Raw genomic sequence first — 13,208 nt, 5'->3', positions numbered from 1 at the left:
ATTGGTGTGACAACGGTAGTTGTCCCGTGCGGGCTCGTCGTGTAACAGCCCTGTCTTTTCCACATTGTTTTGCCCAGGATTTACGAATGCCTTCGCCAAATAGCTCGGAACCTATCCAACGATCTCTCGGTTGGGATCGTGCGATTGCCACAGATACGGCCGAACGCGCCAAGCTTCACAGCTACATCGCGCTGCAGTTGGCCGCTGCCGGATTGCAGCCCCCCGAAGACGATTCGACCGACCACGCCTTGGCTCAATATTCCGTTGGCTTCTTGCAAAACTTGCGCGAGAAAAATCGTTTATTGGCCGATTACCGAGCCCCTGTCGATCGTCGGATCGAAACCTTTTTGGCAAATCATTTCGCCGACTTGAAGCTTGAGCGTCCGCTGCGATTGCCATCGAGTTCGTTGGTTCTTGACCGCCATGGCGTGGCGCGGGAGCTGAGCTTGCCCGCCCGCGGCGATCGTTTCCAGAACGCCTTCGTCGAAAGTTATCGCGTTCACAACGGCGTCTTGCATAATCCGCGCTTCGATCGCCGCACCACCGCGGGGACCTTCCACATCGTCGAAGGGGGCCCCGCGATCGCTGGCAGCAAGCGGACCGTACCCAAAGCGGTCTTTGCAAAGTTGTTTCAGGCGGCGATGTCTCCACCGGACGACTTGATGAGTCTGCCTTACACGGCCGACAGCGATTCTCCGGCGCGTTGTTTTGTCAGTCTATTGTTGCGTCCGTTAGTATGCCCTGCGGTTCCCGGTTGCTGCACCGAGAAGCGGATGGAGGTGCGGTTCTACGCTCCGGGCGCTTTGGTCAGTAACCTCGATTTTGTAGAGTCGATCTTCGGTAACGCCGGCGACGCATTGGTTCCCGAAAACGATGCTGGCTTAGATGTCGAACACTGGACCGGCCACACGGGCTGCGTGATCTTGGCACCCCATCTGGAACGGTTGACGAAAAAGGAATTGGGGCTGCCGCATATCAGCGAAGCGACGCCGCTGCAGATCGCTGATCGGATGTGTTGGGAAGACGAGAGCGAATGCTACAACGACGGGTCGCCTTTCAAAGCGGTCTGCCGGACCGACGAAGGGGTCGTCGTGACGCTGATCGCCGACAACTACTACGGCTACTGCAAGAAAGAAGTCAAGTCGCAGATCAGTTATTCCGCGAACCTGTTAGGCGGAGTCGAAGAGGAACACGCGGGCGGGGCGATGGCGTTTGCCAGTTATTCGTTGGGAGACGAATTCCAGGTCGATAGTCGTCGTTACAACAATCGCACTTTCGAAGATCTCGCTCGCGACTACAGTGAATTCATCGATGTCCAGCCCGAGGGCTATGGTGTCGATCGGTTGTATCCGGAGGTGATTTATATCCCGGAGAATGCCAAGGTGACGCTGTTGGAACAGTGCGTCAAATGGCAGCACGAGGGAGAAGAGCGACGGATTCCGCTGTTGCCTGAAAACATTTACATCGCGCCCAGCGGTTACAAAATTCGACTGGATAAGCACCCAGCGGCCCCGTCGTGGCGACTTGTTGGTACGGCGGGCGAAGGCTTAGTGTGTCACAAGCCCTGCACGGTCAGCGGTGGCGGCAAGAGCGAGATCAGCAAGAGTCTGCGCGATTACATGCTGTACGGGCCGATTTTTGTAATGGATTTGGAGCGGGATTTTGCGACGTTGGACGAATTGTTCCAACGCGACTACAGCGGCCGTTGGCATCCCGATTACAAACAGAAACCCAGTTACACCAACCTGCCCACGCGAAAGGTACTCGATCCGGATCGTTCGCTCGGCAGCATGATCAAACTGCTCACGCCTTCCCCCGATTACAACGACGACTACAACGCTTGGTTGGCATCGATTCCGAATCACATCTACGCGATGGCGTTTATCATCAAACGCTTCTCGAAGCCGGAATGGGAAGGGAATTGGCGGGAGCACTTCAGCGTCGATATCGTCAATGGCGAACTGGGCCATCAATTGAAGCATGGCCGTCGTAATTTGGTCGGTACGTATCTGAAAGTGGGACTCGACGGCGACCAGTGGCGGACCTTCAAGCTGCGTCAGGACTTCATCGCCGCGGCGAAGGTTCAGATGGAAGATGACATCACCGCAAGCGTTGTGATTCCGGGACGCTATGTTGGCGATGTTGGCCCTGCCGTTGCTCCGGCAGACAGCTACAAATTTGTCGAGAACTGCGAATTCCGCTTGTTCCAACGACCCGACGATGCGGTCCATCGCGGGCTCGATCATCAGACCGAATTGGATATGTCGCGTCCAGGGAACTTCTTGTGTAATTATGAGCCCAAGGACCACCATGCGATACTCGAGATGCTTTCGAGTACGATCGAGTTGAGCGAATTCACCGATCCGATGCGGGAAATGTTGATCGATGCGGGGGAACACGATGCCAGTTATGTCGTCAGTTCAGCGCATCCGCGAATGATCGATGGTAAACCGTCAAAGAATCCTCGCTACTTGCAAGATCGGTTGGATCTGACAACCCCGTTGGATACTTATGTTGCCCACCGTGGGATGCGGTTACATCGGGCGCTTCCGATGGATCAACCGGTCCACATGCCGGTCGCCGCGGTGCTCAGCGGACGCCGCAACAATCCGCCTGATCCGGAACAAGGGATCAAGCAATTGGCGGTCTATTCGCCGTTGCACTACCAGGAATTGCCCGAACTGTTCATGGACTACATCTGCAGTTTGACGGGCAAGAGTCCCAGCACGACCGGTGCGGGAAGCGAAGGCGCGTTGACCAAGGGGCCGTTCAATAATCTGCCCCCGACGGTCGATCTGAACGATGTCTTGGTCTCGATGATTCTGACCGGCCTGAGCGGCTTCAGCACGCCAGCGGGGCACATCGGGCCGCGGTTCGAAGTCGGCCACGACATTAGTCTGTTGATCCCCGAGATCTGGTGCCGACTGGGGCCCAAGGAACGCGACCCTCGGCAGATGATCGAGCAATCGCTGTTGGAACCGATCGCTGATTACGTGGATAGCAAAGGGGAATTTGTTCCGGCCAGCCGGCTCGGGTATCGGATCACGCAGCGATTCGTTGTCAAATATTTTGGACGCGTCTTTGACAATCCTGGGAAGGTCTTTTCCAAAGAGATTCTACGACCGGAACTGCAGGATCCCGATGCGTTTGCCGAAGGGGTCCGGCACATCGCCGATGCCCAGCAAAAAGTGGCACAGCGGTACTTCGACGATGGTACTTGGCAGCTGGCGAGCCCACCGATTCAAGCGATCCTGTCGATCATGGCAACCGGGGCTTGGCATGGCCACGATGCCAACAGCCCCGTGGTGCGGGAGATGTTTACCAAAGACTATCTGTTAGCGAGCGATTGGTATCAGGCGCGTTTGCAGGCCAAACAGAAGCGTGACATCGCGCTTTGGCAGCGGCATTTGGACTACATCGATTCGCAGCGCGAGACGCTTGCTTTGGTGCAATCGGAGATCGATCTGGACGCCCGTTATGCGCACGCGCAGCAACAGCTTCAGATCGTATCGAGTCCGCAGTATTTAGCGGATTTGGTCGGAACCTTAGGGGCCGATCCGATGTCGCCCGTCGATGCGCGACCAAGTCGCCCCGCAGCGGAATTGGCGTGATCGTTAACCCGTTAACGGTGGGGAGCTGCTGCTGCGATGCAGCGGCTCCCACCACGCGGTTTCTATTTGTGGTAGGGTTCGCCGCTCGCTACCGCCGTTGCGCGGTGGGTTGGTAGAACGTCGATTGCGACTATTGCAGTCGCAACATCTGTGTCGACGTATTGGATTGTTGGCGTTGTCGCTTGCGTTGGCGACTGAAGTACGGTCCGTTGTTCTCAGCGTTGCAGAACAGGCAGCGGTTCTGCGATTTCATGTGATAACGGTTTAAGAAGGGGTATGCCACACCAAGTGACGCGACCGACAAAGCGATCACCGTGCCTCGCGAGATGTTTTCATAGAACTCATGGGGCACCACCTCTCGACAGCGGCGGCACCAGCGAGGGACTTCTTTGACTTGAGGCATGCGAATTCCACACGAATAAGGACGCGATGGTCGTACGAACCCCAGGATTTCCAGCGCCCCAACCCACTGGCAGATTTTAGGCTTTTTGAAGCGCAATACAATTCGCACCCAATGGGGTGATGAAGGTTCCGGAAGGGCGTGTACGAACGTGCGTCGTGTATGAATTGCGATTGCTATTGATCTGTTCAGGAAGGGACAGGGCGGTTGTGGATTGGATGGAGTTTCTAAGTCTCGTTGCGTGCCGCGGTGCGATGGGTCTCCAGCAGCTGACGGAGCCAAGCCTCCAGACGCTGATAGATCGTCAACGTTTGGTGACCGATACGAACTTTGACGGTTTGTCCAACGGGCAGTCGATCGATCTGTGTGGGATCGATATCGACGACCGCTTCGAATCGTGGTGCCAATAGCCGGTATCCGCGCTTGGTCTGGGTGTCTTGGTCGGTCCGAACCGGCAAGGGGCCGTTATGGATGCTGGCCAGTGCGGCGTGAGGAAGCTCGCTAGATGCCAGTGGATGGATGTGAACTAACCGGCCGCTGGCTCGATCGCGCGCCGCAGTCCGGATTTCCACCGGTTGCCCCACCTGCATCGCAACCTGACGGATATCTTGTTGGGCAATCGACGCGAGTACACGGCGGTCACGGGGTTCCGCGATTGTCAGCAGTTCGGTTCCCTCGGCGACGTATTGCTGCAGCCGATCGGCAAGATCGCGCGCGACGATGGTCCCCCCGCGATGTGCGCGAAGGGTCAGGCCATCGATCTGCGTTTGCAACTGGCGGCTGCGTTCGTCGAGTGCTTGTCGGGTCTGCTGTTCCATCTGTGCCGCAGCGACATCTTGTTTCTCGGTGGCGCTCCGCTTGCGGATATCCGACTGTCCGATTTCCGCCTGCAATTCCACTTGCTGTTGGTGTAGGTCTTCGTTCTGCAGCCGGATCAAGACGTCGCCGGCTTGGACCGATTGGCCGTCGACCACCTCGATCGCAATGATGAAGCCATCGGTCGCACTGCGGACCAGCACATCCTCTCCTTGATCGACCACCGCCGGCGCGACGATGGCTGTATTGATCGGCAGATAGAAGATCCCAGCCCCAGCTAGCACCGCCAAAGAGCCGCCAACCAGCACGCCGCGAACGCACGCGGCGGGATCTTGCTGGCGTCGTCGATTCAGCGTTTGAAGCATCCGCGCGGTGGGGCGTATCACCCAGGCAAAAATAGCGAAGCCAACCAGAACGATCCCCGCACCGCGGAACATAAATGCCGCCGCCGTTGCGAGGGTGATGCAAATCAATATCCGCCAAACCATCGCTGCCAGGCCATATCCAATCACTACCGATCGCCGCCATCCAAAGTGCCGATCGCGGCCGACTCCGCGTGCAAAAAACAACCGGCTGGCCAAATCGCGAACCGCCATCGATCCTTCAGCGGCTAGGTTCGGCAATTCCAACAGGTCGGTCAGGATGTAGTAGCCATCGAATCGCATCAGCGGATTGGCGTTAAAGAGGACGGTCGAAAGGCTGGCTGCCACGATGATGTTGAACAGATGAAAACTGGCGACGGGCGAATCGATCCAGCTCCATGCAATCGCCGCGGTTGCCGCGAGCGTCCATTCCAAGTACATCCCCGCTGCGGCGATCGAGATCCGTTGCCATCGCGAGCGCAAACGCCAGCTGGTCGTTACGTCCACGTACGCCAAGGGTGCCAGCAGCACCAGGACAATCCCGACCTGCGTTGTTTCGCATCCGTAGCGTCGGGCCGCGGCGGCGTGTCCCAGTTCGTGAATGAACTTCAACAGGATCCAAGTCGTGAAGGTGGCAATCCAAGTGCTGGGACTGAAGATGGCCGCTGACGATGCGATAAATCGATCCCATTGCATCGCGATACTTGCCACCGCAATCCATGAGATCAGACAAGCGGCCAGCACGGCGGGCGGCGAAAACGCCGGTTTCAAACATGCCGATGCCGTGGTGATCCAATGCTCGGCGTGCGGCAATGGCAGCTTGATCCAGAACGGATTGAACCGTCGCAGCAGCCCTTTGTCGGATTCCTGGTCCGCTGGGCCTGAAGCCGTGGACGAAGCACGCGGAGCGCCGTCGATCCGTGCCAGCCGCTGTTGCAGCAGCCAGTGCGTGATCGAGTCGGCCTGCCGTTGGGTCAGCGCCTCGCGGCCTAGTGTCTGAGCGGCGCGGCCGCAAGCTTGCGCGACGGTGGTGTTGCCGTCGAGCAGCGAGATGAAGACATATTCTTCATATCCTACCGAAAAGAATTTGTGCCGCGCGGGGACCTCGATCCGGTACCGGGTGGCGCCGCCAACGCGGTCGGGCCAGAAAACCAATTCGGAGGCTATCCGCGGTTTCCATTGGCTGACGTCGTCCGTCAAGCGATCGATCATCGTCGACATGCTGCTACCACCCTAACCACATCATCAACGAGGACCATGGTTTGTGGAACAGCACCCAAGCCAGAGGCCGACGATCGGATTGAATCTTCGCCCGTCCATGCATGCCGGGACGATAGATCGCGTGTGCATCCTCGATTCGAATCTTGGCGACGAACACGTTTTCGTTTTCGATCACTTCGGCTTTGGGATGGATATGTTCCACCCGCCCTTCGATCCGCTGCGTCGGAAAGGCGTGCAGTCGCAATTGCACGGGCATCTGCGGTCGCACGTAGGCAAAGTCGGATTCGGGGATCATCAATTCGACAATCATGGCACCAACCGGTGCGATCTCGAACAACGTTTGCCCGGTCTCCAGCGGCGCGCCCTCGACTTGCTTGATGTCCCCCGCAATCACCACCCCTTTGAACGGACTGCGGATATCGAGATGTTCGATACGGCTTTCGATCAATTGCAATCGATGGTTGACCTGCTGGGAATCCAGTTGCGCAATTTGCGATGCGGCGTAGTCCTGCTTGGCTAGCGAGACCTGCCGCTCTTTGTTGGATCGATTCAGTTCCGCCTTCAGCCCGGCAAGTTCCCAGTTCAATTCGCGGGCGCTGATCCGCGCCAGTAGCGTGTTTTCGTCGACGAGATCGCCCGGGTCGACAAACGACTTCTCCAACGAGCCGTCGAACGGGGCCGCGACCAATCGCCGTGAGACCGGCTGCAACGCACAATCGCAGCGAACGTTGTAGTGAACGGGAAACAACATCCCGAAGATCAGTAGCATCGATCCGGCGATCGCGACAGAGCTGCGGCTGTTCGCAAACGTTTCGCGAACCGTGGCGATCGCGCGATCAATTCGGCCCGGTTGGTGACGCTGGATTGTCGCCAATCGCGCCCCCAGCGGTCGCGACAACGAATCGATCAGATGTGCTGCACGCAGCGATTCAACGCGTTCCGCGGGGTCGACAAACAACCACGCGCCGCAGCGGCGGCCGTCGACATCGACTAACGGGGCACCGATCAACCGTGTCGCATGCGAGGCAATTGCGAACTGTCGCAGAGCCAGGGCTGCCGCGGGTTGAGCCTGAGGCGTGGCGAGTTCAAGTTCCGTGACATGTCCTCGGACGATCAGTTCGTCGAGTGCAAATTGCAACTTGCGATATGATGTTTGCGCCGCGTCATGGACCGCGGCATCGGTATCGGCGATGACTTGGCAGACGGAACTGTTGCCTTGACACCAACCAACGACAACGCGTTGGGCTCCACAGAATTCACCGATCACGTCGCTGGCGACAGAGGCCGCCACGGGGAGTTCGTCGACCGCTTCCAATTGAATCAACAGCTCCAAAGCAGCAGCCAACGCGTGCGCTTCCCCCGCCGCCGACGGCGCAGCGGAGTTGGCCATCGGCGCGTTGCCTTGTTTCGGTTGATTCGGTCGGCTGTCGACGGGCAAAGACATGCGTGGGTGAGGTTCCTGCGGCGTTAACGACCCTTGGCTTGACGGCCAGCTTCGGCCATGAACATCTTACGACTGGGGACGCGGGCAACCGCTTCCCTTAGATTGGCATCCAGTTCCCAACGACACGTGCTGCCACTGAAAACGCGGCCGTTTGGATTGTCGATCCGAATCTTCACGCGCACCGTTCCACTTTTCGCATCCGCGGTAGGGGCAACCGATTCGATCACGCCTTGAACGGGTTGGTCATCGATCCCAACGGTCAAGCGAATTGTTTTCCCAGGCACAATTTTGTCGGCGACGGAGATGGGCAGCGAGAAAACCGATTGCATGATGTTCAATTGGACGATCGTCATCACGATGGGATCGGTGGGGGCAACAAATTCCCCGACATCCTTGTTGATGCTGGCCACCACTCCGTCGATGGGCGATTGCAGGACTCGTTTTTCCAGTTGCGCTAGGATGCGATCGTATTCAAAGCGACGAATTTCCAGGTCTTCGTTGACCGCCAGCAGACGCGCCTCGGACGCTTCGAAATCCGCCAACGCTCGATCGATTTCACGTTGTGTCGCGTTGCCGCGAGTCCGCAGTTCTTCCAGGCTGGCCAACTGGCGACGCTTCACATCGCGTTCGGCCTGTGCCGCGCGCAGGTTTCCTTTGGCATCTCTCGCAACGCGGGCCGCCGCGAGGGACGCTTGTAAGATGCGATCATCGACTTGGGCCAAGGTCTGTCCCCGCCGAACCTGATCCCCTTCTTGGACGTCGATGCTGACCAAGGTTCCGATTTCGGTAGCCGGAATCTGGATCGTCTTGTACGGTTCGATAAAGGCCTCAATTGCCGATTCCGTTTCCTGACCCGCGGATTGGTTTGCCGTGATCGCTATGAGAATCAACGCGGCGAACCGCGATGAGGCGGGTTGGGTGAAGGCTTTCATTTTTCGATACCTTGAGCATTTCGGGTACGCGGTGTGACGATCAATTTCTGGGTTGCCAGATCTCGCTGAAATAATTCGCGACGTTGGCAGGCTTGTTTGCGTTGATTGATCGATTGTTGTTTGGCGATCATCTGGGCCAAGCGCGAATCGCTCCGCGGAGTGTCGTCGCGCGGCGGGGCCAGTCGACGTTCCAGCCACCGCGCGATCCAAGGAGCTTGCCGGAAGATCGGATCGTCGGGGGCGCAGTAGAAGCGGACGCTGCCGGGATCGCCTTGACGCGCCGCCCGTCCAACCAACTGGCGATCGACGCGATCGATCGCGTGATGTTGGGAAACGATCACGTGGAGACCTCCCGCGGCGGCGGCCTCGGGATCGAGGTGTATGTCCGTCCCGCGTCCGGCCAGATTGGTCGCGATCGTAATGGCGCCGGCGCGGCCGGCGGCGGCGATCAGTTCAGCTTCGTCCGCGTCTTGTTTTCCGTTGAGTAGCGCGAACCGAAGCCCTTGCTGTTCAAACCGTTCCGCCAGTTGTTGGCTGTCGGCGATCGAATGCGTGCCGATCAACACCGGTTGCAACCGCTGTTGGCATTGCCGGGCTTCGTCGGCGATCCGCTGCCGTTTCTCCTCTGCAGTGCGGCAACGGATCGTTGGCAACGTTTGTCGGCGACTGGGCACGCGCAACGGAACGGGGACGACCGACAGCCGATAAAACTCTTGCAGTTCGTCGGCGCAGCCCGTGGCCGTGCCGGTCATACCGCAGAGCACCTCGTACATTCCGAAGAAACGTTGCCGCGTGATCCGCGCCAATGCCGTCTGTTCGCTTGTGATCCGCAGTCCCTCTTTGGCTTCGATCGCCTGATGCTGGCCATCGTTCCAGGTTCGATCGTCGAAGATCCGACCGGTGGAGGTGTCGATAATGCGAATCTTGCCTGCGGACACAATGTAATGCACATCGCGTTGAAATTGATGGGTGGCACGAATCGCAAGGTGAACGTATTCATGCCACGCGCGGCGTAGCCGTGGATCGTTGGCCAGCGTCGATTCGCGATAGATCGCGTCGATCCCTGCCGGCCGCAATTCCAGCCCGCCGCGATCTTCGGGGATCGTGAAGTGTGTCGCCGGGACGAGCGTCGCGGCGATTTGTTTGGCGGCGCGGTGGATCGCGGCGTCGGGGGCCTCGCGATCTCCGGCAGCGCTGAGGATCAGCGGACTGATTGCATCGTCGATGAGCACGTGATCGATTTCATCGAGAATCGCGCAGCGACGCTCGCGTTGCAGTAGTCGCGTCTCCCCCGCGGCACCCCGCAAGCGTTGACGCAATTGGTCTCCCAGTCGACTGCCCGCGGCCGATCGCAACGCCAATTGATCGCGAAGGTAATCAAAACCGAAAGCGTATCCGGGAGCGTAGGTGATGTCGCACTGGTAGGCGTCGGCACGTTCGCCATGTTCGGCATCGTCGCCGAGACAGCCGGCCGTCAGGCCCAGGTGCTCGATCACAGGTTGCAGGGTCTCAAAGTCTCGTTGCGCCAAGTAGCTGTTGGGGGTTGCGACATGTACGCCTCGTCCCGGTAGGGCGTGCAAAACCGCCGGCATCACTCCCGATAGCGTCTTTCCTTCGCCGGTCTGCATCTCGGCAACCGCGCCATGGGCCAGGATGATCCCGGCGATCAATTGCACGTCGTACAACGATTTCCCAAGAACTTGGTCGACCGCTTCGCAAACGATCGCACCGCCCAACGCCAGCACTTTGGGGCTGGCAACCGTCGCCCCCTGTTGAACAAAGGTGCGCAATTGGCTTGTGTGAGCCCTCAAGGTTTGTGGGTCGCATCCACGGATCGCCCGCTGGGCATCGCGAATCGCGGCGACCTGGCTGGGGAGGTTGCGGAGCGCAGCGGGCGCTTGCAGGTGGTGGCGCAGCAACGTCATCGGGGCACGCCCTCATGTTGGTCCGTGCGACCTTCATATCGGCTGGCGGTTGCTGGCAAGCGTTGCGGTGGCGGAACCGGTTCGGTCGGAGCGGCTTCCAGCAATTCGGGCGTTGGAGCGATGGCGGGGGGCCTTTCCCCGATCGGTTCCTTGTCCATTGACAACAGCGTTCCCATCGCCCGGCGCAACGAAATCCATGAGAGCGCGTAGGTCACTTGAGCGGTGGCAAAGGCCGATTCCTCGGTCCCCAATCGCTGCTGGGCGTCGAGTAGATTTTCCAACAACAAGATCGCGGAGTCCTGTTGGGTTGGCAACGTCCGCCAGCGTTCATCGAGATACTGGACTTCGGCCGCCGCGGCGTAGACCGCGCGTTGTTTGCTGGCCATCTCGCGATAGGCGGTCTGGGTTTCGCGGACCGCGATGTCGACTTCCAATAACGTCTGTTCAACCGTCGATTCAAAATCGTGAATCTCTCGGCTCAGCTCCAGACGACTGCGTTGCAGGCGTCCTTTCGCAGCGCGGTTGCCAATCGGAAACTCATACAACATGCCCACGCCATAGCTTGGCCGGCCATCGGTAAATTGACGGTTCCACGATCCCAGGGTGTCGGCGTTTTCTTCCAGGCCCGCGACATAGGTTCGCACCAACAGGTCCAATCGCGGCAGGATATCATTGCGAGCGACATCGGCTTGCACCGAAAGGGCTTTGACCCGCTGCATTGCTTCGGAAATTTCAGGTCGCGAGGCGAGTGCGATCTGCGCCGACGCGGTCGCAGAGATGTCGATACGGAAATCTAGCGGTTGGTCTTGTGGTGTCCATTCCAGTGCCATCGCAGCAACCAGTTCAGGATCGTTGATCAAACGGCGCAGCCGGGCTTGGGAATTTCGGATCTCCGTCTGCGCGCGAATCACTTCGGCTTCGCGACCGGTGACCGCGACTTGGGCTCGCAGAATCTGGCGTTGCAGTACGTCAACGCCTTCGCGGGCTTGCAGGGTTTGGTAGATTTGCCGCGCACTTTCGAGCAGCTTGCGACGTTGCAGCAACTGGCTGCGGCTGAGGTACAGTTCCCAGTACGCGTTGGTGACATCGATCAATTGGTCTTGGATTCGTGCCTGCGTGCGATCATCGGTCGCTCCAAAATCGAGCTGGGCCAGCACGATCCGGCTCTCATTGACAAACCGACCGGCGCCGTTGAGCAAGGGCTGGGTGTAATTCAATTCCAGCCGTGTCGTTCCCTGCGGGTTGGGGATCAAGAATTGCGAATTGTTGCGTTGGCTGCCACCGTTTTGAGCAACTTCCAGCTTTCCACCCAACCGATTGTTTTGGCGTAGACCCGCTGCTGCGGCCCACGTTTGGTCTTCAAAGCGACCGTCGACCGATCCGGTCGTCAAGATGCTTCCGATCGGATCGCTTTTGTCATCGAACTGCGATTCAATAAAGCTGTGCCAGTCGAACTGTGCTTGTTCGACACCGATTGTCGCGCGTCGAATTTTCGGTTCGGTCAGTAGCGATTGAATCTGCACCGAGTTGATCAGTGCGGATTGCACTAAAGCGTCGATCGAAATCGGCAGCGTCGCGGGCCCGATCCCGATAGATTGCTGGACTTGAGCGTTCCACCACATGGGTTCCAACCGCGCTGGCAACGCGTTGTGATCTGCGATCGTCAGCGTCGGCGTCGCGACTGCGGGGATCGGCGGGGTTGCAAAGTCCAACGCCATGCCTGTTGATGGATAAGTCGAGGGATAGGCGATTGGCGACGGGGCTTGCGTCTCGGTTTCTTTGATCGTCAAGTCCGCCCGCGGCTGTGGCGTTGGCTGTGGCAGACGCGTGGGGGCTGGCGATGCGCCGAGCGCGGGCAAGCGTTTTGGTGAATCGGTACGAGGCGGCGAATCGATCGACGGAACCATTGGCAGCGGGGGAGTTTCTCGTATCCCACCTGTCGTTCGCGGAAGGTTTGCCGGCTCGGGCGTTTCACCGATCACCTGCGGTAATTCGCGGGACGGAGTGCTAAACGCTGGCGTGGGCAAACGTTTGGGAGTCTCGGGAGTTTGAGCCATGTCAAGCTGCGGGCGGGGCAGACGTTGCGGAGATGGCTCGTTCGAGGTCGCCAACGACAGGGGCGCAGCGGTCAACATTGCCAAGAGGCAATGTCGGCGGATCGTCTTTATCGATCGTATGAGTGGAAACTGCTGCACGGAAACGCCTGTGAGTGAGGCCGATGTCGGTTCACGTTCGGTTCACTCAACATCGGATCAATCTGAGCATCCCGGACAACCGGATTGCCTAGAGAGGGTAGAGCAAGCCAGATCCACGTCCGATTCTCCGAAAAATCGTGTAGGTCTGATTAACCGTTAAAGTCGCTGCGGTCGATTCTTTTGTTCGTTTCGCAGCTTGCAGGGAGAGGGAAAATACGCAAATCGCCGCGTCGCGCATCGCTGTGACGTACCGTTTCCCATGCTCGCGCGGTCCAGGATGGCGGGTTCGAGCTTTAGACCGG

At 58.7% G+C, this 13,208-nt stretch carries 7 protein-coding genes; 1 reads left to right on the top strand and 6 read right to left on the bottom strand.

What is annotated here, in order from left to right; translation table 11 throughout:
• Window positions 1–86 precede the first annotated feature (86 nt).
• Window positions 87–3,611 (top strand): hypothetical protein, encoded by a 3,525-nt coding sequence (locus Poly24_RS23520; RefSeq protein ID WP_145101455.1) that lies wholly within the window; start codon window positions 87–89, stop codon window positions 3,609–3,611.
• A 130-nt stretch (window positions 3,612–3,741) separates the two neighbouring features.
• On the opposite strand, the gene Poly24_RS23515 is transcribed toward Poly24_RS23520, so the two are convergent.
• The 6 genes from Poly24_RS23515 to Poly24_RS23490 all read right to left on the bottom strand — a co-directional run bounded on the left by Poly24_RS23515 (window position 3,742) and on the right by Poly24_RS23490 (window position 12,768).
• A complete protein-coding gene (locus Poly24_RS23515; RefSeq protein WP_145101454.1) occupies window positions 3,742–4,014 on the bottom strand; it encodes a hypothetical protein in 273 nt (90 codons plus the stop codon).
• A gap of 224 nt (window positions 4,015–4,238) precedes the next feature.
• Entirely contained in the window at window positions 4,239–6,410 is a 2,172-nt protein-coding gene (locus Poly24_RS23510) for an HlyD family efflux transporter periplasmic adaptor subunit (RefSeq protein WP_145101452.1), read from the bottom strand.
• Between the two features lie 4 nt (window positions 6,411–6,414).
• Window positions 6,415–7,854 carry an efflux RND transporter periplasmic adaptor subunit gene (locus Poly24_RS23505; protein WP_145101450.1) on the bottom strand — a complete coding sequence of 480 codons (1,440 nt, stop codon included), beginning with the start codon at window positions 7,852–7,854 and terminating at the stop codon, window positions 6,415–6,417.
• A gap of 23 nt (window positions 7,855–7,877) precedes the next feature.
• Complete coding sequence (locus tag Poly24_RS23500; protein ID WP_145101448.1) at window positions 7,878–8,786, bottom strand: efflux RND transporter periplasmic adaptor subunit; 909 nt, start codon at window positions 8,784–8,786, stop codon at window positions 7,878–7,880.
• Window positions 8,783–10,711 (bottom strand): preprotein translocase subunit SecA, encoded by a 1,929-nt coding sequence (locus Poly24_RS23495; RefSeq protein WP_145101446.1) that lies wholly within the window; start codon window positions 10,709–10,711, stop codon window positions 8,783–8,785. The genes Poly24_RS23500 and Poly24_RS23495 overlap by 4 nt, the downstream gene beginning before the upstream one ends.
• Window positions 10,708–12,768, bottom strand: a complete 2,061-nt coding sequence (locus Poly24_RS23490) for a TolC family protein (RefSeq protein WP_197452125.1) — start codon at window positions 12,766–12,768, stop codon at window positions 10,708–10,710. Before Poly24_RS23490 ends, Poly24_RS23495 begins: the two co-directional genes overlap by 4 nt.
• Window positions 12,769–13,208 lie beyond the last annotated feature (440 nt).

The sequence above is a fragment of the Rosistilla carotiformis genome (assembly GCF_007753095.1).
Classification (GTDB): Bacteria; Planctomycetota; Planctomycetia; order Pirellulales; family Pirellulaceae; genus Rosistilla; species Rosistilla carotiformis.
This window is presented reverse-complemented; position numbering and strand designations above follow the sequence as displayed.